Source organism: Paenibacillus sacheonensis (genome assembly GCF_009909195.1).
GTDB lineage: Bacteria > Bacillota > Bacilli > Paenibacillales > Paenibacillaceae > Paenibacillus_Z > Paenibacillus_Z sacheonensis.
On sequence record NZ_JAAAMU010000002.1, the window covers coordinates 297,089 to 317,886 of the forward strand.

The following is a 20,798-nucleotide window of genomic DNA, read 5'->3' on the forward strand; positions in this document are numbered from 1 at the left end:
CTATTCTTCGTGAGACTCGATGCGAACCGTCGCTTCGTTGGAATACACGGAAGCGTCCGCATAGGCGGTATGAACCGCGAATCGGTAAGCGGCACGGACGCGGAAACGGATTCGATACTGATAAGGATGCAGATCCACCAGAAGTCGATAGGCGATGGTCGCCGTTTCATCCGGCGAAAGTATGCCGACCGGTATGCCGCTTTCTGCGTCGCCCGGCGTCAACCGCCCGTTTACGTACGCGCTGCCCGGTTCAAGCGAGGTTTCGTCAGGGACGAAATCGATCAGCGTGACGTCTGCGGGATAATTGCCGGTATTCGTGATTCGCACCTCGGCGTAGAATGTTCCGCCGGCTTCGACGAGCTGCGGGTTAACGGCCAGGTGAACGGCAATAACGGGCAGGACGAGGCGTACCGTAACGGTATTCGTCGCGAGCGTATCGGTCACGGCCATGCCGTCGGGAAGCCGGAAGCCGTATTCAAGGACGGCTCGGTTGTCGATGGCGGGCTGAAGCGGCTGCAGGACGACGCGCGTCACGATGACGTCGAAGGTGAGCGTATACGTGATGCCGGGCGGAAGCGGACCGAGCGGGATCCCGTTAACCGGGTCGGCGCCGGGGAGGACGCGGCCGTTCAAAGCCGCGGTACCCTGCACGTAAGACGTGCCGTACGGAATCAAGTCTCTGGCGATGATGCTCGTCTCGAGCGAACCGGTATTGGTAATCACGACGGCGTATTTCAACGTGTCGCCAATCGTGGCCAAACCGGGCTCGACGCTGATGATCGCGTCCAAGGCGGGACCCGACACGATGGCCGTAACGGCATTGGACTCCGCCGATTGTTCGAATTGGCCGTAATGGAACGCAAGCCTTGCACGGTTCGTCAGCCGCGTTTGGACCGGGACGTCAAGCACGACGGCGTTGAATCGGATCTGCTTGACGGCTCCGGGCTCGATCGTGCCAAGCGGAATGCCGGTATTCGGCGACACGGAAGGATTGCGTATTCCGCCGATCGTCACGCTTCCGGGGACGAAGCTCGTGCCCGCAGGCAGCGGATCGAGCAGCACGCACTGCCGGAGCGGCTCCGAACCTTCGTTGGATGCCGTAACGCTGTACGTGATCATATCCCCAACGTACGTAACCGCGCTCGAGACGCTTTTGACCAGACTGACCGCAAGCGCGGTCACGGGCACGGATACGACGTTGGACATGACCGACCCGTTAATGACGCGATCATCCAAGGTCCTGAATTCATAGTCCGCGCGGGCTTGGTTCTCGATCCGCCCGGACGGAGGGACGACCGTCAGAATCAGCTGGAAAACGATCGTATAGAACGCGCCCGGATTCACCTCCCCAAGCGGAATGCCGGCACCCGGCGTGATGCCGGGCACGGGCGATCCGTTAACCAGCACGCTGTTCGCGACGAACGACGTACCGGGAGGCGGGCTGTCATATACGGTTACGTTCGCGGCCCGATTGCCGCTGTTGCTGACCGCGATGCGGAACGTTACGGGCAGCGACAGCCCGGCTTGCGCCATATCGGACGATTTGACGATCGCGATGCTCGGGCCGTTGATGACCGTATTGACGATATTGGAATACGAGAAGCTCGTCACCGTACCGGAATGGAAGGTGACGACGGACTGGTTGCGAATCGTCTGCGGCAGGCTTTCGCCCTCGATCATGACACGAGCACCTGGAATTGGACGATGGAGGAGGCGCCGGCGGCGATGGTTCCTACATTAATGCCGCTGTTCGGATTAGCCGTAGGCGCGGGAACGCCGTTTACGCTAACGCTGCCCGCGATGAAGGTGACGCCTGCCGGAACCGGATCGACGACGGTGACGCTATTGACTGGCGAGATGCCGTTGTTCGTAACGACGATGGTGTAGGTAATCGTATCGCCGCTGACGGCATCGATCGCATCGGTCGACTTGACGGCCGTGACGTTCGGCGAAGAGACGGGAATGATGACCGTATTCGAAAGCACGGAACCGGTCAGCGTGCGCCCGTCAGGCGGCGAGAACGAGTAGGTGGCCGTCGCTTGGTTGGCCAGCTGCTGCGGCGACGGCAGCGCGTCGACCGTTACCTGCAGCGTGACGATGACATGGACCGTCGTGCCCGGCGGGACGCTGCCGACCAGGATGCCGGACGTCGGATCGGCGCCGGGCTGCGGCACGCCTCCGACGGTAACGCTGTTCGGCACGAACACGGCGCCGGTCGGCACGGTATCGAATATCGTGACGGTTGCCGCGATATTGCCGGTATTCGTGACGTCCAGCATGTAGGTGATCGTGTCGCCGACGGTGGCATTCGCCGTGCTTGCGCTCTTGAGCACCGCCAGAATCGGATTATACACGGGCGTCGTGACGGCATTGGATGAGCTCGTGCCCGAGAAAGCGCCGGACGTGAAGCTGACCGTAGACGTATTGGTGATCAAGCCGCTGGCCGGGAGAGAGGCGATCGACACATCGAACGACACGGTGACGGATGCCCCCGGAGCAAGCGCGCCGAGCGCGATACCGGAGGCCGGGTTGTCGGCCGGCCGCGGGCTGCCGCCGACGAGGACGCTCCCCGGAACGAAGGACGTGCCTGCAGGCACGATATCCGAGAGCACCGCGCTGTTCACCGTTGCGACGCTGACGTTCGTCACGAGGCTTACATACGTCACGACGTCGCCGATAACGGCATCCGTCGAAGTCGTGCTCTTGAAGACCGTAATGTTCGGCGAGCTGACCGGAACCGTGAGCGTGTTGGACAACGACGTGCCCGAGAATGACCGCGTGTCCGGCAGGGTATATAAATAATTGCCCGTTGCCTGGTTGACCAGCTGCTGCCCCGCGGGCAGCGTATTGATCAGATATTCGAACGTCGTCGTGATGCTGGCTCCGGCCGCGAGCGTGCCGATGCTGAACCCGACCGCCGGGTCGGCTCCGGCCTGCGGGCTGCCGCCGACCACGACGCTGTTCGGGATGAACGACGTTCCATCCGGCGTATTATCCAAGATGGTTACCGCGGCCGGATAATTCCCGCTGTTCGTCGCGACGACCGAGTAGACGATGCTGCCGCCGACGCTGGCGACGCTCGTCAGCGTCGTTTTCGCAAGCGTAATGACCGGCTGGTAGACCGGTGTCGTGACCGTGTTGGAGAAGGTGACGGCCGCGAAGACGCCGGACGTGAAGCTGACCGACGATCGGTTGCTGACCAAGCCGCCTTCCGGAACGGCGGTCACGGTAACGCTGAAGGTCACGGGCACCGTGTCCCCTGCAGGAATGGAGTTGAGCGAGAATCCCGCCGCCGGATTGGCGGCAGGCACGGCAACGCCATTGACCGTGACGCTGCCCGTCAGGAATGCCGTCCCTGGCGGAATCGGATCTGAGAAAATGACATTGTCGACGGGCGCGATGCCGCTGTTCGATACGGCAATGTTGTACGTCAGCGTATCGCCGATTGTCAGCGCGGTGCTTGGCGTGCTCTTGACGACGCCGACATCCGGCGGAGATACCGGGAACGACAGCGTGTTCGAGAGCGACGAGCCGTTCAACGTGCGGCCGTCCGGAAGAATGTACACGAAAGCGGTCGTCGCCTGATTCGAGAGCTGCTGGCCGGCCGGAAGCGAATTGATGACGACGGAGAACGTTGCGGTCGTGGTTGAAGCCGGGTTGATTACGCCGAGCGGTATACCCGTAACGGGATCCGTGCCCGGCTGCGGCGCTCCGTTGACGATCACGCTGTTCGGCACGAAGGAGACGGATGGATCGATCGTATCGGTCAACGTATTGAATGCGGGATAGTTGCCGGTATTCGATACGGCGATCGTGTACGTGACCGTATCGCCGACCGTAGCATTGGTCGTGCTGGCCGTTTTGACCGCGCTGATAACCGGCTGATAGACGGGAATGGATACGCCGTTCGAGAACGTGATGCCCGAGAAGGCGCCCGAGCTGAAGGTGACGGTCGCCTGATTCGTGATCGCTGCCGGCGTCGGAACGGATGTGACGATCAAGGAGAATGTGACCGGCACGCTGCCCCCGCTCGGGATCGTGCCGACGTTGACGCCGAGCGCGGGATTGGCGCCCGGAATGACGACGCCGTTCAAGGTTACGCTGTCCGGCACGAAAGCAGTGCCGGCGGGAATGCCGTCTAAGAAAACGGTATTCGTGACGGGCGCAATCCCGGTATTCGTGATGAGCACGTTATACGGGATGATGTCGCCGATCGACACGGCGGTCGAAGTCGACGACTTGACGGCGCTGACATTCGGCGACGAGACCGGAATCGATAAGGTGTTGGACAGCTGCGTCCGCGTCAGCACCCTTCCGTCCGGCGGCGTAAACGTATAGGAGGCGGACGCCTGGTTCACGAGAAACTGAGGGTTCGGCAAGGAGTTGATGACGACGGAGAACATGACGAATACGGTACTGTCCGGATTAACGGTTCCGACATTGATACCGCCGCCGGGAGTGGCGCCAGGCTGCGGAACGCCGCCGACGATGACGCTGTTCGGCACGAAGGCGGATGTCGGCGGCACCGTATCCGTCAGTATGACGGTTGCCGCGATATTGCCGGTATTGCTTACCGCGATCGTGAACGTCACGGTATCGCCGACGCTGGCGTTGGCCGTGCTTCCCGACTTGACCAAGCCGATGATCGGCTGGATGATCGGCGTCGTGGTCACGTTCGAGGAAGACGTGGCCGAGAAAGCGCCGGACGTGAAGCTGACGGTCGACTGATTAACGATCTGATCGGACACAGGCATTGTTATCATCACCCCATAGGTTACGGTCGCAAAGGCGCCAGGCGCCAAGGAACCGATCAGAATGCCGGCGGTTGCATCCGCCTGTGGTCTTGCAATTCCGTTCACCGTGACGCTGCCGGGAACGAAGGTCGTGCCGGGAATCGAGGGGCCGACGAAAGTGACGTTGTTGACCGTGGCGATGCCGTTGTTCGTCACGACGCCTACATAAGTGATCGTGTCGCCGGTTACGGCGTCGATGGCCGCCGTGCTCAAGACGACGGAGACATTGGGCGCCGAGACGGGAATGGCGACGGTGTTCGAAGAAGCGGAGCCGTTGATGATTCTGCCGTTCGAGAGCGTGTAGGCGAATGCCGCCGCCGCCTGGTTGACGAGCTGCTGCGGATTCGGCAGCGAATCGACGGTGACTTCGAACGTGACGACGGCCGATCCCGCCGCCGGAATCGATGCGATCGGAATGCCTGCAGCAGGATTCGTTCCTGGCAGCGGCGTGCCGTTCACCTGGACCGAGTTCGTCGTGAACGTCGTGCCGGCCGGAATATTGTCCGTCAGGTTGACCGATGCCGCGATATTGCCGGAATTCTGCAGCAGCAGGGTATAGACCACCGTGTCGCCGAGCGTCGCTGCCGTCCGATTCGCGCTCTTCGCCACCGATATTATCGCTTGGAAGACGGGAATGACGATGGTGCCCGAGAATGACGAACCGTTGAATGCACCCGACGTAAAGCTGACCGCGCCGCGATTGCTCAGCGTGCCCGAGGACGGAATCGAGCTCACGATCACCCTGAATGACAGCGTTACGGAAGCCGATGGAGCGATGGACCCGACGGAGACGCCCGCTGCCGGATTGGCGGAAGGCGAAGGCACGCCGTTGATCAATACGCTTCCGGAGACGAATTGCGAGCCGTCCGGTATCGGATCCGAGACGATGACCTGATTGACCGCCTCGATGCCGTTATTGCTCACGACAAGCGTATACGTAATTTCGTCGCCGACGGCGGCAACCGCTTCGCTTGCGCTTTTGGCGACGGTCACGTTCGGCGTGGAAGCCGGAATCGAGACCGTATTCGAGTTGATGCTTCCGCTAAACGGACGGCCGTCCGGGAGCGTATAAGCATATCCGACAGCCGCCTGGTTCACGAGGTTCGGCGGGTTCGGCAGCGACTGCAGCAGAACCGAGAAGGCGACCGTTGCCGAAGCGCCGGCGTTAACCGTCCCGACGGTAATCCCGGTTTGCGGCGTTTGCCCCGGTCTCGGCGAACCGTTGACCGTGATGCTGTTCGCGACATAGGTCGTTCCGGCGGGCAGAGCGTCCGTCAAGGTCAGCGAGGCAGGGAAATTGCCGGTATTCTGGACCGCGAACGTATACGTGATCGTATCGCCGACGGTCGCCTGCGTCAGGCTGGCTGTTTTCTGCGCGGCGATGACCGGCAGAAAAACGGGGACGCTCACGAGATTGGACAACGATACGCCGGTAAACGTCCCCGAGCTGTACGAAGAGGTGGAACGGTTGTCGAGCTGCGCCGGATTGGGCAGCGCGTTCACGAGCACTTGGAATACGACCGTTACCGAGCTGCTTGGCGCGATGGTGCCGACGGAAATGCCCGCAGAAGGAACGGCGCTCGGCTGCGCGACTCCATTGACGGTCACGGACCCGGCGACGAAGCTTGAGCCCGGCGGAATCGCATCCGTAAACACCACGTTCGTCACGGCGGCAACGCCTGAATTGGACAGGACCGACGTGAACGTGACGGTATCCCCGACGGTCGTTGCCGTGCGATTGACGCTTTTCGCCGTAGTGACGTTCGGCAGGCTGACGGGCAGTACCAGCGTGTTGGACGCCGCGCTGCCGTTCAGCGTCCGGCCGTCGGGCGGACTGTACGAGTACGCGGCCGTGGCTTGGTCCGTCAGTTGAGGCGGCGTCGGCAGCGCGTTCACGAGCACCTGAAACGTCACCGTTCGTGAGCCGCCCGCGGGAACGAGCCCGATCGGGACGCCGACTGCCGGATTGGCGCCGGGCTGCACGACGCCATTGACGGTGAAGCTGTTCGGCACGAAGGTACTGCCCGCGGGAATGTTGTCCGTCAGCGTCGTCGTCGCCCCGATGCTGCCGGAGTTCGCGACCAAGATCGTATAGGTGACGGTGGAGCCGACGGATGCATTGGCGGTGTTGGCGCTCTTGGTCATGGTCAGAACGGGAGCGTAAACAGGCGTATTGACGGTATTCGACGGGATGACGCCGGTGATGATATCTCCGCCCGCGACGCTCTGGAACGTAAACGCCGCGTTGGCGGTGTTGGAAATTTGCTGCGAGCTGGGCAGCGAGGTCACGTTGGCCTTGTATGTAAGCGTGACAGAGGTGCCGAAGGCTAACGTACCGATGGCAACGCCAGCCGTAATATTGGCGGTCGGTCTTGGAACGCCGGCGACGACGACGCTTCCGGCGACGAACGCGGAGCCGGACGGCAGCGCATCGCTGACGACGACGCTCGTGGCGCTCGCGTTGCCTGTATTGCTGACGGTGACGGTATACGTGATTTGGTCGCCGATTATGGTGCTCGTCGTGTTCGCGCTCTTGGAAACGGCGATCGTCGGCGAATTGATGTTGATCTGGAGCGCGAGCCCGTTGACGACATACGCATCGCCGGATGTCGTCAGCTGGAGCACCGCGGACGACTGGTTGTTGACGAGCCGGGCGGACACGTCCACGTTGGTGATGTCCCAGCCTTGGCGGCCGCCGATGATATTGGTGCCCGGCGCGCCGTTCACTTGGTTGCGGTTCCCGAAGGTTCCCGTCGTGTCGAGATTGCCCGAATCGTTGTTGATCTGCGAAGCGAAGAAGTTGGCCGCAAAATTGTTCGGACCCGACAGCGCGACGAGCGATGCCGCCGTCGGCCCGAACAGCGCTTGGTCGCCGGTTCGGTTGGCATCTCCTTCCTGGCCGCTTAGCAGCGCCCGGCCGCCTAGCGCGCCGGAAACCGGCGTGGCGAAGCCCGTTATGGTCGTGTTGACGGGACCGGAAGCAGCCTGAATGAGCACGGCGCCCGCTCGCAGCGACATGTTGCGAAACGGCAGGGCCGGGTTGGAATAGATAACCCCGAGCGTCCAGCCCGCATGATTGGCGGTCGGATCGGTAAGGGCGATCGTTCCGACGACGCCGCCTACGTTGTAGGTGCCGGCCCCGCCTTGCTGGATCAGGGTCGTGACGTTCGCGGAACGCGTATAGCCAAGCGCGCCGGAGCCCAGATCGTAGTTGTTGCTCGTCGCGGGGTCGGGACTGATGCTCGAACTGACATTGTTCGGCAGCCTCAGCGTGACGGGGTTATTGATTGCCCCCGTCAGATTGACGCCGGGAACGAGATACGTGCCGCCCCAGATCAACTCGGCGTAGACGACGGTGCTGCCGGCGGGCATCGTCAGAATCGCATTCGCGTTGTTGATCAGGTAATTATTCGTGGTCCCGGCAGGATAGGTCCCGAACTGAAGGGCGGTATTGGTCGTGGAGAATGCGCCAATGCTGTCCTGGGTACCGGGTACGCCCTCCGTCGTAGAGCGGCTGAGTCCGAGCGTATTGCCGGTGAAGGTGATGGCGCCGGTTATATTAACCGTAGCCCGTACTACGAGAGCAATGTTCCTCACCCCCTAAGCGTGTCGATTACCGAATGCACTATAGGAGCATATGCAGAAAAATCGCGGATGAGAAGTTTATGTCTTTTCTTGCAGGCGGCTTCTGATCTGCTGGACGGCGAGGGGCTCCGAATACGAGGTCTGGCATAGTTCTTGCCATGCGCCGAGGCTGAGCTGGCCTTTGACGACGACGAATCGGTAGAGGATCTCGCTCACGACATTCGCTTGCAGCTCCTTCAACATCTCGAGCTCGTCAGGCTCATAGAGCGGGGGGCTATAAGCGGGCTCATAAAATAATTCCATATGCAGCAGCCGGAAATCATAGGGGAGCGCGGGTACGTAATCGTAAGGGGCAAGCGGCGGACAAGCAGCGCCTTCTTCGGGCTGCATGAAACGGTTGGTTAAGTAGCGAGGGGTATGTTCATCGAATCGGTGCTTCAAATAAGGATTGGAGCTGTGGCGGAAATGATGCGCGTACGGACAGAGAAGCGTAAGGATTGCGCCGTGTTTGCTGATCCGGTACAGCTCAGCGAGGGTAAACGCGAGATTATCCACATACGGAAGCATGCGGCAAACCGCGACCGACGTGACGGAATGATCGGGAAACGGAAGCGCTTCGTTCAAGTCGCTGACCAAATTGATACCGGGCAGCGACAGGCGGTCGATGCCGTAATAATCCGGACGTTTAAACGAGCCGCAGCCGATATCGAGTTTCATTGCATTCGCCTCCCTGGGGGATCGACTCCTTTCTTCAGTGTATGGATAGCCGCTGATGGACGATTATACGCTTGCCCATTCTCGCCAAAAACGGTGCCGTTGATCCAATCATCCGCACGACGAAACCCCCTACTACGCTCGAGAGCGGAAATAGGGGGCTAGAAAGATGCTTTCTATTTAACGAAATGCTTCATCTGACGTCCGCGGATGCTTACAGGACCCTGCGGGCGGTTACGAATCTGTGGTCCCACGTGCTGCCTTTGAACGTGGAAATCGTCACGCCGACGCCTACGCGGTAGGTATGAAGCAGCTTGCCGTTGCCGATATACAGGCTGACATGGTTAATGATGCCGTCGCCGTTCGTGTCCGAGAATACGAGATCGCCGGCACGCAGATTGCTCTTGGATACCCTCACGCCGACCTTCGATTGCGACTTGGACGAACGCGGGAGGCTGATGCCGTTCTTCTTGAAGATATATTGGATAAAGGACGAGCAGTCGAAAGCGCTCGTGATGCCGGCTTTCGCACCGAATTTGTACGGCACGCCCATATATTTTTTGCCCGTGGCCGTGATTTTGCTCGCAAGCGAGGTCTTGGACGACGATGCGGACACGGAAGCTGCCTGCGTCTCGTGCGGCGCTAACGTCATCGCTCCGCCCGTGCAAGCGATCGCAAGGCCAAGTGTGAGGGATAGGATTTTATGAGAGATGCGTTTCTTAGGTGTGATCAACTGAATTCCTCCTAGTGGTTGGTTATTTCTGCTTGGACGTCTTCTCGAAAACTACTATATCACGCCTAAACATGCCACCATTTACCAATGTAAGAGGAATTCCTTGCCTACCAAGGGGGAAACGCCGTTTGTTAGAAAATTATGAGAAATACCTCATGAAACAGGGGTTGACAATTAGAAAGCCAACCAGGTTTATCCCTGATTGGCTTTTTATGGGCCTAATGGCCTAATTCATTTACGGTCAATGAGTTTAAAGTCATCATAATGGAAGCCTGGCGCCACGACGCAGGAGACAAGTACGGGTTCATCGCCCAGCGGCTTCGCCTTCTGCCATACGGTTGCGGGAACGAGTGCCTGCGGATGCTGGCCGTTCGCAATGTCGGGACCGATGACGATTTCTTCGGTCGCATGCGGTTGTTCCTCCGTGCCGCCGAGCGTCAGCAGCAGCGGACTTCCGGAATGCCACAGCCACAGCTCATCGGATAATACCGTGTGCCATTCGGAAGCTTCATCGGGGTGAAGCACGAAGTAGATCGACGTGGCCGCAGCCCGCGCACCGGAATAGGAGCCGCCAAGCACGTCGCGCGGAATTTCGAACGATGCCTTCCACAGCTCTTTGTACCAGCCGCCTTCCGGGTGCGGGGCGAGGTCCAATGCTTTTACCCAAGGGGATAATTCTTTCGTCAAGTTGCTCATGCGTTTGTCCAGTCTCCTCATCCAATGCGAATCTCTCTAGCGATCTCTATCTCAATCTCTATAATAGTATCAATGTAGCCGATTTTGCTCTTGAAGTAAACGAAAGAAGCCATGGCAGTTGATTCCTGGGCCACGGCTTCGCAATGGTGTAAACGCAACAATTGTTATTGAATAACCCCGCAGGCGATCCGATCGCCGGAATTGCCGGATGGATCGGTCACGTAGTCGTCGGCTTTATCGTGAATGACGAGGGAGGATCCGCCGTCTTTCAGAAGCGAATTCGGCTGTCCCTTTGCCAGCGTCACGACTTTCGTCTCGAATTCGGCCTTGGCATTGCCGCCGGCGTCCGCCTTCAAATTAGGAAGATCTCCGTTATGGAAGCCCTTCGGATTATTGAAGCCATGCTGCCTGTCGGCGGGATTGAAGTGCGCGCCTGCGGTTTTGAAGTCGGGCACCTCGCATTTGCCGACCTGATGGAAGTGCAGTCCGTGTTCGCCGGGCGTCAGCTTGCTCGCCTCCACGCGGACCATGACGGAATCGTTCTTCTGCGTGAGGGAAGCGGTGCCGATCTCTTCGCCTTTGGTATTGATCAGCTTGACCGTCACCTGCGGCGCTTGCTGCATATGGTGGTCGCTCGCCAGCGCATGAAGCGGGTTTACCGCCGCAATGCCGGCGATCAACGCGCAAGCGGCCGTTCCTTTCCAAAATCGTGCTTGTTTCATATCGGGAATCATCCTCCTGTGTTGAGCTCCGAGTAGTCGTGTTTCCCGTTTATCATTTCCTGCATTGGCGTTCGGCAAACATCTTTTTTTGGCAGACGCTTCCGAACTTGGCGTAATATTGGATTGGTCGGACCTGCAAAGTATGCTACTTTAGTGATGATAGCGCTATCTTTCACTCATCGGGAGGCGAAACAGGTGAACGCAATTCGCATCGGTTTTATTGGAACGGGCGGCATCGCGGGCTGGCACGCCCGTCAGCTGCAGGAACTGCCGGAAGCGGTCATTACGGCGCTCGCGGATACGAGCGAGCAGAACAGGAACAGCTTTATCGAGAAACACGGTCTGAGCGGCGTACATACGTATGCGGATTACCGGGATTTGCTGGACTCCGGGGAAGTGGACGCGGTCATTATCTGTTCGCCGCATACGCTGCATTTCCAGCAGGCCAGCGACGCGCTTCACAAAGGCTTGCATGTCATGATCGAGAAGCCGATGACCTGCTCTTCCGTCGAAGCCGGTCAATTGATTCAGATCGCCGAGGATGCCGGCAAAATCATGCAGGTGTCGTACCAGCGGCATTTTCAACCCGAATATCTGTACATCCGGGATGCGATCGCCCGCGGGGAAATCGGCAAGCTCACGTCGATCACCGCTTCCCTCTACCAGGAATGGCAGGTCGGAACGGTCGGCTCGTGGCGGCAGAATCCCGCATTGTCCGGCGGAGGCTTCCTGATGGATTCCGGCAGCCATATCATCGACGTGCTGCTCTGGACGACGGGCCTTACGCCGATCGAAGTGAAGCCGCAGCTGCAAATGCACGGCACGCCGGTCGAGATCGACACGTTCACTTCCATTCGGTTCGCGGAAGGCGCGGTCGCCGGTCTCAATCTCGTGGGCAATGCGCCATGCTGGCATGAAACGTTCGTCTTCTGCGGCGAGACGGGCGGCATCTTCTTCGATAACGGCAAAATCACGCTTCGCCGCAAGGGACAGGAGCATGTGACGCCGGAGCTTCCTCAAGCGACGACGAACCAGGACAAGAGCTTCGTGGATGCCATCCTTGGCCGGCATGAAGTGCTGGTTCCGGGCGAATTCGCCTTGAAGGTCGTCAAATTATCGGAGATGATCTACGAAGCAGCAGGTTACGCGCCGCTCGCAAGCGTGTAATCCGCACTCCTTCGCGGTTGAACGGCCGGAGGCTCCTTGACGGAGTCTCCGGCTTTTTTGCGTTCGTTTTCGTGCGAAATGATCCTTTCGGAGGACCGCCGCAGAATGGCATTTTGTGTCGATATACAGTAAACTTGGCTGTAAGGAGTGGATGGATGCGATGAAGCCGGTTACCTTTACATTAGAAGAAGCGAATCGCCTGCTGCCTCGGCTGCAGGAAGAATTAATCAAGCTTCAATTGCTGACGCAGCAATTCGAAATGAAATTCGAGCTGTTGGCGCAGCTGAAGGAAAAGCAACGCGAAGGCATGCTGCCGGCGAACGGCGACGGAAAAGACCCGTTCTTCGAGCTGGAAAGCCAGCTGGAATTCATGCGGATGGAAGTAGAGCTCGCTGTCGGCAACTTCGAACGCCAGGGCGTGCTGCTCAAAATGATCAATCCCGGACTGATCGATTTCCCTTCGATTCTCAATGGTGAGGAAATTCTAATCTGTTGGAAGCAAGGAGAGGAGCAAGCGACTCATTATCATGGCTACGATGACGGCTATATGGGCCGCAAACGTTATCCTGACGCGGGTTTGACGAATTGACAGCAGTTGTGAAAAAAGATTGGAAATTTCTCATTTAAGGAGCCTGAGCAATCAGGCTTCTTTTTGTTTCGTCAGAAGAGGCATGTCCGTCGACAAAAGATCATACGTTTCTTACAGAAGCTTTGACATGCTTTTCAGTTGACAGCCTTTACAATCTAACCTATATCGGAAAGGCCCTAAAAATCCTAGGAAGAGGTGTTTCAATGTCTCGGAGTCTCCAGTGGAATGCAGTGGCTTATATGATTGTCGCGGCGCTTCTCGCGTCGTTATTCTTCTCGTTCAATCTGTCCATGAATAGCGTGTCGTCGAATAACCATGCTGCAGACGTTAATTACCCGTCATGGCTCAAAACGAAAACATGGACCGTGCCTGCCGGCGGGTATGCCGCCGAACACCCATTATCCTCGAAATCCGGCTTTCAGCCCGTCACGGTCATACCCAAATCCCCTACGGCTACGGCTGCTTCGGCTGCCTCTTCCAACCCAGCCATTCCCGCGACTAAGATCGTTCCGGTCGTTACCGAGAAGGTCAGCGCGCCTCCCGTTGCGAAAATCATCCCTACATATAAAGTAACTTCGTATTACCTCAATGTCCGCGCCTTGCCGAATGCCGAGTCCAAAATCCTGAAGGCGGTGAAGATGGGCACGCTGCTGAAGGTGAAAGCCCGGAACGAGAACGGCTGGCTGACGCTGGAAGGCGGAGGTTACGTACACGGCGGCTATGCCGTGCCGGTGACAGGCGAACTTGCCGGGAAGCAAGCCGTATCGTCCGCAGCCGGGGCTGCCGCTTCGCTGGCCGCCTCGACCGGCGCCGCGGCGCTCATGGGCTCGGATAAAGCCGCAGCCGCCCCGATCCAAGCGAAGCAAGCCGCGCAAACGAAAGCCGGCGTGACGAAGCTGGCCGTCCATAACGACACCGCAGCCGGATCCGCCGTGAATGAGGCGGGCGATCCACGGAAGCCGACCTCGAAGGTCATGTCCGATTCCGGTCTGACGAAGGGGCATATCGCCGCCTTGTTGAAGGGAACGAAGCTGCAAGGTTTGGGACTCGAGGAGGTCATCCTCGGCGTAGAGAAGCAATATGGCATTAATGCGTTCTTTACGATCGCCGTCATGAAGCTGGAGAGCGGTAACGGCAAGAGCACGCTGTCCCGTACGAAGAACAATCTGTTCGGATTAAACGCCGTCACCGGCAATGCGCGCAAAAAGGCGTTCAGCTTCGCGACCAAGGGGGACAGCATCCGGAAATTCGGACAACTCATCAACGACAATTACGTCGAAAAAGGATTTACGACGATCGAAAAAGTCGCGCGAAAATATTGTCCTGCCAATGGATTATGGGCAGGGCATGTCCGAACGATCATGCGGGGCGACTTCGGGAAGCTGACCTGACGTGATCCAAAATGGGTGCAAAATGCGGTTGACAGGATCTCACTCGTCATGTAATATTTCGAGAAGTGAGCATTTGTAGCAGTTCGAATTTCATTCGTATAGCCTCGCAGCAGGGCGGGGGTTTCTACAGGAAGCCGTAACTTCCTAACTACGAATATGGACGATCCCAGTCGGATTCCATATTTGCGGTTAGGAAGTTTTTTTGCGTCCGCATGACCGGACTGCCAGCTCAAGAGAGGGGTCAATTTATAAATGAAGTATGCAATTGCCGTATTTCTGGGTGCCGTCAGCTACGGCATTTTATCTACGATCGTCGTAAAGGCATACGGCCAAGGTTATCAATTGGGCGAGGTGGTCGGCTCGCAGCTGTTGGTCGGATTCGCATTGTCCTGGCTGCTGGCCTTATTCACGAAAATGCACTCGGCGCGCAAGCGGAATGCGGTACCGCATTCCGCCGGCGGCAATTCGGCCGCCGGAGCAACGATGCGGCCCGGATTAACCTGGAAGCAGCGCCTGCTGCTGATGTCCGCCGGCATGCCGACAGCCTTGACCGGTCTTTTGTATTACCAGTCGCTGCGCTATATCCCGAATTCGCTAGCCATTATCCTCTTGTTCCAATTCACATGGATGGGCGTGCTTATGCACGCGCTCCGGAATCGCAAACGGCCTAGCAATCTGATGCTGGTGACGCTTGCCGTCCTGTTCGGGGGAACGCTGCTCGCGGCCGGCATTCTGGACCAAGGCTTGAGCCATTTCGATGCCCTCGGCGTCGTTCTAGGCCTGCTCGCGGCCGTGAGCTATTCCCTGTTCGTCCTATTCAGCGGAAAGGCCGTGCCTGCCGCGGAGCCCGCGTACCGCAGCGCCTGGATGATTACCGGCGGACTGATTCTCGTCTTCATTCTGTTTCCGCCGGTCTTCCTGTTTAACGGGTTGATTTGGGGTCATTTGCTGTTGTTCGGTTTGCTTCTCGGCCTATTCGGCGCCTTTATCCCGCCGGTGCTGTTCGCCGCAGGCGTTCCGCATATCGGCGAAGGCATGGCCGCCATTCTCGGCGCTTCCGAGTTGCCGGTTGCCGTCATGCTGTCGGCGATCGTTCTGCATGAGCGCGTCAGCACGCTGCAGTGGGTCGGCGTCGTGCTCGTATTGCTCGGCGTCGCGCTGCCGGAGCTCGTCAAGCGGCGCCCGCGTACGAGGGCAAAAGGCTACGTCCACAGCCGCAGGGCGTAATATCGCTTATGCTTCATTTCATTGTCATCCAAATGCCGCCGCGGTATAGTGGAATCATAATGGCAAGCTGGAGAGAATGGAGTGGCTGTGGCAATGACGAACTTTATTGCGCTTATTCGAGGTATCAACGTCGGAGGGAAGAATAAGCTGCCCATGGCGGATTTGAAGCGCGAGCTCGAAGCAAGCGGCTTGGAGCGCGTCCAGACGTACATTCAAAGCGGCAATATCGTGCTTCAATCGGATAAGGATGCACAGCAGCTGAGAGCGGATATCGAAGCTGCAATAACGCGCGTATCGGGCATCGTAACGAAAGTAATGGTCCGCACGGAGTCCGAGCTGAATGCCATCGTCGAGGGCTGTCCCTATGCCGAAGAAGCCAGCGCGGAAGGGAAGAGCGTTCATCTTACCGTATTGCACGAGCCGATTACGGAGAAGCAGCTCGAGAAACTGAATGCCAGTATCTCTGATCGGGACCGATATCATGCGGAAGGCACGGCGCTTTATTGCCACTATGGGCAAAGCGTGTTGGATTCCAAGCTGGCCGGCAGTATCGCCAAGCTCGGAGACGGTACAACGACGCGCAACTGGAACACGGTGCTGAAGCTGCAAGCGATGATCGAGGCGTTGAAATCGTAAACGCGGGCAATTTGCCGGGATTAAGCACGGAGTAATGCTGGCAGCATGCGATCCGCTTGGCGTCAAAACTGGCAAATCTGAAAAATGAAAAGTTATCGCGCGAAGAAGCCTCCCGGCATGCCGGGAGGCTTCTTTGCTGTTCCAATCCGATTATCCGGAAGCGAAGCCGGATATAAGAGCGGTACGTTTGTCGGCACGAGCAGGGCAGAGGGGGATTCCGCCCGGGAGTTCCATTTATGCTTTTATTCCTGCTCTTCGTTCTGTGCGGAGTGGTTCGCCGACTGGTTGTTCTCGAACGCTTCTGCTGCTTCTTCAGCGGAGAACTCCGTGTCTTCCTGACCAGGCACAGGCAGTTTGTTCAACTCCGAAGACTGCACGTCTGCTTTGGAAACTTGATTTTGATTATTCGACATGGGTACACCTCCTTAGCTGATCTTATGGCTGCTTTTGGCAACAAAAGCTATAATGCCCATGCGTAGGCCGGTTTTATACGTCTTCACGATTTCTTCATTTCATCCTGCAGCTGATTACGGCGGCCTGCCCGACGGCTCGGACGGCTGCAGCGGGACCTGCGGCAGTCCTTAAAATCGTGCAGTGCAGTAAAGCTCCGCTGCCGGCCGCGATCGTCCGCTTGGCGGTACGTGAATGCCCCTTTGCTGGTGTAATTTAGCGGATCCGGCCGATTGGCTTTTCACCTCATGAAAGCGTTATACTTAGAATGGAAAGCGATCGGAGAGGAGCATGATAGTTTATGAGAATCGTCATTACAGGTGCAAGCCGTGGATTAGGATACGAGCTTGCGGTCGCCGCGGCTGGCCGAGGACATCAGATTCTCGCCGGCGTTCGCAACAGGCAGGAGGCCGAATCGAGGTTCGATAGACTGGATGCGAAACTTCGTGCATCGATCGAGCTCGTCGAGCTGGACGTGGTCGACGATGCGTCGATCGAAGCTTTTGCTTCGCTGCTCCATGACCGCGAAGCATCCATCGATGCGCTCGTGAACAATGCGGCCATCCTGCGCGGGCGGGATCACGGCATCGAGTCCATGGATCTGCAAGACTTGGCAGCGTCGTTCGATACGAATTTTTTCGGCCCGGTCAAGATGATCCAAGCGCTGCTTCCATTCCTCCGCAAGGCCTCCTTGCCGTCCATCATGAATATTTCGTCCGATGCGGGTTCCTATGCGTCGGCCAGCGGCGGCGATTACCCTTACGGGGTGTCGAAGGCCGCGCTTACCTATCTGTCCGAGAAGCTGCGCAAAGAGCTGGAGCCTCAAGGATTCCAAGTGCTAGCCATCCATCCGGGCTGGATCAGAACCGATATGGGCGGCGATCAGGCGCCTGGCGATCCCGTTCAATCGGCGGAACAGCTGATCGGTCTGCTGGAGCGCGTACGGCCGCTGAAGGTCAAAAAATACGGATTCGTCAGCCCTGCAGGGTTGGAATTGCCAATCTAAAGCAGCCTTTCATGAATGGCAGCCGTGGTTTTCCTGATTAGCTTCAGGGAACCTCGGCTTTTTTTATTTCGAGTCTTCATGGTGCGGGAACTGCGGATATGTCGAACGGGGTTTCATGCGGAAGAGATGCGCTTATATGTAACCATGGCTCAGTCCCAAGCAAGAGAAGCTCGCGGGCCGATCTTGACGCAACCGCGATGTTCGGCTCCGCATCCAGCTCGGAACAGCCATCATGCAAAGTCATGCTAGTCAATAAAAAAGCGTTCCGAGCTGCTGCTCGGAACGCTTTTTCCATGCTGCCGTTATCCCATATCTACCGAATGCGCGACAGGTGCGTTCGCATGATCCGTCTTCGGCCGTCTCAACGTGGCCGCGCATAGGATGCCGAACGCGGCCAATCCGACGAGCACGAGATACGCATCGTGGAACCCATGCGACATCGCATCCGGCATCGGCTTCTCCCCGGCGGATACGTAATGCGACGTGCGGTTCGCGATGATCGTCGTCAGGCCTGCCACCGAGAACGACGTGACCACCTGCTGCGCGGCGCTCGTGAGCGAGGTGACGCGGCTGACGAGATTGCTGGGCGCCGATTGAATCAGATGGGTGTTGAGCGCGAGGAACGACAGCCCCATTCCCATGCCGAGCATCGCGCGAGGCAGGAAGAACTGCCATGCGCTGTCATGCGGGTCGATCTGGGCGATCAGGAACGCGCCGACGCCGACGATGGCGAGACCGGCCAGCACGAGCGGCCTTGCCCCGATACGGTCGTAGAGCCGTCCGCCGATCGGCATGAACACGCCTGCCGCGATCGCTTGCGGCAAGGTCCACATGCCCGCGTCGAATGCGGACATGCCCATCAGCTTCTGCATGAAGAACGGCACGGAGAAGATAATGCCGAACATCACGAACTGCAGCACCCATTGAATCAGAATGCCGCGGGTAAAGAGCGAGGAGCGGAAGACGCGCAGCTCCAGCAGCGGCTCTTTCTTCCGCGTAAGCTCGACGATAATGAAGGCGGCGAGCGCGACGACGCCGACGATGAGACCGATAATCGTTTTGCTCGAAGTCCAGCTCGTCGAGCCCTCGCTAAGACCGTAAGACAATCCCGAGAAGGCCAGCGGCCCCAGAATGATGCCGAGCATGTCCAGCGAGGTCGAGGTTTTCTTCGGCAGCTTCGGGAGAAGCAGCGCGCAGAGAATGACGCCGACGATGCCGACCGGAATGTTGATCAGGAAGATCCATTCCCATTCCACGTAATCGACCAGATAGCCGGAGATGATCGGGCCAAGCGCGGGGGCGAGCAGAATCGGCATGCCCATCAAGCCCATGATCGAACCTGCTTTCTCCGGCGGACTGAACCGGTAGGTCATCGCAAAGGCGATCGGACTCACCATGCCGCCGCCAAGCCCTTGAAGCACCCGGTAAAGGATGAGCTGGTCGACGGTTTGCGCGGTCGCGCACAGAATGGAACCGAGCGTGAACAGAATAAGCGATAGAATGAAAATTTGCTTCGAACCGAACCGGTCCGTCATCCAGCCTGCCAGAGGTATGACGGCAGCCTGCGCCAATGCGTAACCGGTAATGGTCCACTGGACGGTTTCGAGCTTGCTGTGGAAATCGTCGACCAGCTTGGGAACCGCTACGTTCACGGCCGTGCTGTCCAGGATGACCATGAAGATACCGACGATAATGGCGATAAGAGGGCCTGCTAATTGACGCATCGAAGTGTAAGGCAGCTCGGCGGATTTGGAGCGTATGGCGGACATAAAAGCCTCCTAAATTTCTATTTGTTTCCACTTTATAGCTGCGTGATCAGGAAGTCAAAAGAAAAATTCGGCTTGTCAGCCTTGCTTATGGACGCGCTATGTGGCCGACTTGCAAGCTGCATTTTTGAACGTGCTTCCATAGCGTAGCGAGCGGATAGCATACCTTTCGGCACAAAAAAACCAACCGTCTGCGAACAGACAATTGGCCTCGGATTTTCGCGCCTTTCGAATGACGCAGCTTGCAGAATGAATGACCTGCCGAAGCCTGAACCGCAGTCAGGGCTCCAGCTTCGTGTCGACTACCTGAAACGCCTGATTCCAACAGCGCCTGCAGACCGGCTTGTAGTCTTCGTTGCCGCCGATCTGGATCTGCTCGCCGGAGTTGACCGGCTTGCCGTCGCGGAAGCGGATGACCATCGTCGCTTTGCGGTCGCAGTACCAGCAGATCGTTTTGATTTCCTCGATCTTGTCCGCCTGGATCAGCAGGTTATAGCTGCCCTCGAAGAGCTGGTTCTGAAAATCGTTCTTCAGCCCGAATGCCATAACGGGAATATTCAACTCGTCGACGACGCGCGTGAGCGACAGGATATGATGCTTCTTCAAAAACTGCGCTTCGTCGATGAGGATGCAGTAGATCTGCTTGGGACCCGACGAGGACAGATGGGATTTGACGTTCTCGTACAGGTCGGTATCCTCTTCCACCGGTATCGCTTCCCGCTCGAAGCCGACGCGCGAGCCGACCAGCTGCGCCGTGCCTCTGGCGCTGAAGGAAGGGGAGTAGATGAGCACTCGTTTGCCTTGCTCCTCGTAATTGTGGGCGACTTTGATGATCTCGAACGACTTGCCGCTGTTCATTGTGCCGTATTTGTAATAGAGCTGTGCCATGGAACCTCTCCTCAGCATGATGTCTTTCCTTATTGTACAGATTTAATCGCCGCTGGCAAGGCGCCGGGCCAAAAAGAAACAGCCGCCGGAAACCGGCGGCTGTCCTGTAGGCGTTTACAATTTGCCCTTCAGATCCATCAGATATTTGACGACGACACCGAAAGCGCCAATGTAGTAAGCTGTTTCCATAATCCAGTCGGTTTTGTCGAAGACGGTCATGCCGGCAAGCAGGAACAACGGGAATACGAGCATCAGGAGATCCGTGAGATACTTCGTAATCAAGTCGCTCGAAAACGTGCTGTTTTTAAGCGATTGATAGAGACCGAGCAGGAAATTGAGCCCCATGGCTCCGAGCACGACCCACATCGAATACAGCATCCAATCCGTAAGTGCGAATGTCATTTGAAATCACCTCCCCGCCGGGAAGAGTAATTG

16 protein-coding genes and 1 riboswitch are annotated in these 20,798 nt (G+C 57.9%); of the genes, 6 read left to right on the forward strand and 10 right to left on the reverse strand.

The genetic code is table 11. The annotated features are described in order from the left end of the window. The 6 genes from GT003_RS04345 to GT003_RS04370 form a co-directional block, all read right to left on the reverse strand. Entirely contained in the window at positions 1-1,680 is a 1,680-nt protein-coding gene (locus GT003_RS04345) for a DUF11 domain-containing protein (protein ID WP_161694831.1), read from the reverse strand. Further along, the gene (locus GT003_RS04350; RefSeq protein WP_161694833.1) at positions 1,677-8,390 is read right to left on the reverse strand and encodes a DUF7507 domain-containing protein; all 6,714 of its coding nucleotides are present in this window, start codon (positions 8,388-8,390) and stop codon (positions 1,677-1,679) included. Before GT003_RS04350 ends, GT003_RS04345 begins: the two co-directional genes overlap by 4 nt. 66 nt (positions 8,391-8,456) lie before the next feature. Beyond that, on the reverse strand, positions 8,457-9,095 hold the full coding sequence (locus GT003_RS04355; RefSeq protein ID WP_161694835.1) for a methyltransferase domain-containing protein: 639 nt from the start codon (positions 9,093-9,095) through the stop codon (positions 8,457-8,459). 211 nt (positions 9,096-9,306) lie between these two features. After that, positions 9,307-9,825 (reverse strand): C40 family peptidase, encoded by a 519-nt coding sequence (locus GT003_RS04360; RefSeq protein ID WP_420831380.1) that lies wholly within the window; start codon positions 9,823-9,825, stop codon positions 9,307-9,309. A gap of 231 nt (positions 9,826-10,056) precedes the next feature. Next, positions 10,057-10,512: a cupin domain-containing protein gene (locus GT003_RS04365; protein ID WP_161695305.1), complete on the reverse strand. Its 456-nt coding sequence runs from the start codon at positions 10,510-10,512 to the stop codon at positions 10,057-10,059. A gap of 173 nt (positions 10,513-10,685) precedes the next feature. Further along, the gene (locus GT003_RS04370; protein WP_161694837.1) at positions 10,686-11,243 is read right to left on the reverse strand and encodes a superoxide dismutase family protein; all 558 of its coding nucleotides are present in this window, start codon (positions 11,241-11,243) and stop codon (positions 10,686-10,688) included. 195 nt (positions 11,244-11,438) lie between these two features. On the opposite strand from GT003_RS04370, the gene GT003_RS04375 reads away from it, so the two are divergent. The 5 genes from GT003_RS04375 to GT003_RS04395 all read left to right on the forward strand — a co-directional run bounded on the left by GT003_RS04375 (position 11,439) and on the right by GT003_RS04395 (position 16,253). After that, positions 11,439-12,410, forward strand: a complete 972-nt coding sequence (locus GT003_RS04375) for a Gfo/Idh/MocA family oxidoreductase (RefSeq protein ID WP_161694839.1) — start codon at positions 11,439-11,441, stop codon at positions 12,408-12,410. A 160-nt stretch (positions 12,411-12,570) separates the two neighbouring features. Continuing rightward, the gene (locus GT003_RS04380) at positions 12,571-12,999 is read left to right on the forward strand and encodes a DUF2203 domain-containing protein (RefSeq protein ID WP_161694841.1); all 429 of its coding nucleotides are present in this window, start codon (positions 12,571-12,573) and stop codon (positions 12,997-12,999) included. 203 nt (positions 13,000-13,202) lie between these two features. Beyond that, a complete protein-coding gene (locus tag GT003_RS04385) occupies positions 13,203-14,390 on the forward strand; it encodes a glucosaminidase domain-containing protein (RefSeq protein WP_161694843.1) in 1,188 nt (395 codons plus the stop codon). Between the two features lie 74 nt (positions 14,391-14,464). Continuing rightward, a riboswitch (purine riboswitch) is annotated at positions 14,465-14,561 on the forward strand. 81 nt (positions 14,562-14,642) lie between these two features. After that, positions 14,643-15,617, forward strand: coding sequence for an EamA family transporter (locus tag GT003_RS04390; RefSeq protein WP_161694845.1), 975 nt, complete (start codon positions 14,643-14,645; stop codon positions 15,615-15,617). Between the two features lie 93 nt (positions 15,618-15,710). Next, positions 15,711-16,253, forward strand: a complete 543-nt coding sequence (locus GT003_RS04395; RefSeq protein ID WP_161694847.1) for a DUF1697 domain-containing protein — start codon at positions 15,711-15,713, stop codon at positions 16,251-16,253. A 242-nt stretch (positions 16,254-16,495) separates the two neighbouring features. Here GT003_RS04395 and GT003_RS32105 read toward each other — a convergent pair whose 3' ends face one another. Continuing rightward, a complete protein-coding gene (locus GT003_RS32105) occupies positions 16,496-16,666 on the reverse strand; it encodes a hypothetical protein (protein ID WP_170312128.1) in 171 nt (56 codons plus the stop codon). Positions 16,667-17,004: 338 nt separating this feature from the next. Here GT003_RS32105 and GT003_RS04400 point away from each other — a divergent pair, with 338 nt between their 5' ends. Continuing rightward, the gene (locus GT003_RS04400; protein ID WP_161694849.1) at positions 17,005-17,709 is read left to right on the forward strand and encodes an SDR family oxidoreductase; all 705 of its coding nucleotides are present in this window, start codon (positions 17,005-17,007) and stop codon (positions 17,707-17,709) included. A 302-nt stretch (positions 17,710-18,011) separates the two neighbouring features. Here the strand turns inward: GT003_RS04400 and GT003_RS04405 are convergent, their stop codons facing one another. The 3 genes from GT003_RS04405 to GT003_RS04415 all read right to left on the reverse strand — a co-directional run bounded on the left by GT003_RS04405 (position 18,012) and on the right by GT003_RS04415 (position 20,765). Next, positions 18,012-19,478 (reverse strand): DHA2 family efflux MFS transporter permease subunit, encoded by a 1,467-nt coding sequence (locus GT003_RS04405; protein ID WP_161694851.1) that lies wholly within the window; start codon positions 19,476-19,478, stop codon positions 18,012-18,014. A gap of 276 nt (positions 19,479-19,754) precedes the next feature. Next, the gene (locus GT003_RS04410) at positions 19,755-20,363 is read right to left on the reverse strand and encodes a thymidine kinase (protein ID WP_161694854.1); all 609 of its coding nucleotides are present in this window, start codon (positions 20,361-20,363) and stop codon (positions 19,755-19,757) included. Positions 20,364-20,477: 114 nt separating this feature from the next. Further along, the gene (locus GT003_RS04415; protein ID WP_161694856.1) at positions 20,478-20,765 is read right to left on the reverse strand and encodes a hypothetical protein; all 288 of its coding nucleotides are present in this window, start codon (positions 20,763-20,765) and stop codon (positions 20,478-20,480) included. Positions 20,766-20,798: the final 33 nt, after the last annotated feature.

Excerpts from the sequence above, each read along its gene's own strand:
- GT003_RS04345 (WP_161694831.1), bottom strand. The coding sequence starts at position 1,680 with ATGATCGAGGGCGAAAGCCTGCCGCAGACGATTCGCAACCAGTCCGTC.
- GT003_RS04355 (WP_161694835.1), bottom strand. The coding sequence starts at position 9,095 with ATGAAACTCGATATCGGCTGCGGCTCGTTTAAACGTCCGGATTATTAC.
- GT003_RS04370 (WP_161694837.1), bottom strand. The coding sequence starts at position 11,243 with ATGAAACAAGCACGATTTTGGAAAGGAACGGCCGCTTGCGCGTTGATC.
- GT003_RS04380 (WP_161694841.1), top strand. The coding sequence starts at position 12,571 with ATGAAGCCGGTTACCTTTACATTAGAAGAAGCGAATCGCCTGCTGCCT.
- GT003_RS04385 (WP_161694843.1), top strand. The coding sequence starts at position 13,203 with ATGTCTCGGAGTCTCCAGTGGAATGCAGTGGCTTATATGATTGTCGCG.
- GT003_RS04390 (WP_161694845.1), top strand. The coding sequence starts at position 14,643 with ATGAAGTATGCAATTGCCGTATTTCTGGGTGCCGTCAGCTACGGCATT.
- GT003_RS04395 (WP_161694847.1), top strand. The coding sequence starts at position 15,711 with ATGACGAACTTTATTGCGCTTATTCGAGGTATCAACGTCGGAGGGAAG.
- GT003_RS32105 (WP_170312128.1), bottom strand. The coding sequence starts at position 16,666 with ATGTCGAATAATCAAAATCAAGTTTCCAAAGCAGACGTGCAGTCTTCG.
- GT003_RS04400 (WP_161694849.1), top strand. The coding sequence starts at position 17,005 with ATGAGAATCGTCATTACAGGTGCAAGCCGTGGATTAGGATACGAGCTT.
- GT003_RS04405 (WP_161694851.1), bottom strand. The coding sequence starts at position 19,478 with ATGTCCGCCATACGCTCCAAATCCGCCGAGCTGCCTTACACTTCGATG.
- GT003_RS04410 (WP_161694854.1), bottom strand. The coding sequence starts at position 20,363 with ATGGCACAGCTCTATTACAAATACGGCACAATGAACAGCGGCAAGTCG.
- GT003_RS04415 (WP_161694856.1), bottom strand. The coding sequence starts at position 20,765 with ATGACATTCGCACTTACGGATTGGATGCTGTATTCGATGTGGGTCGTG.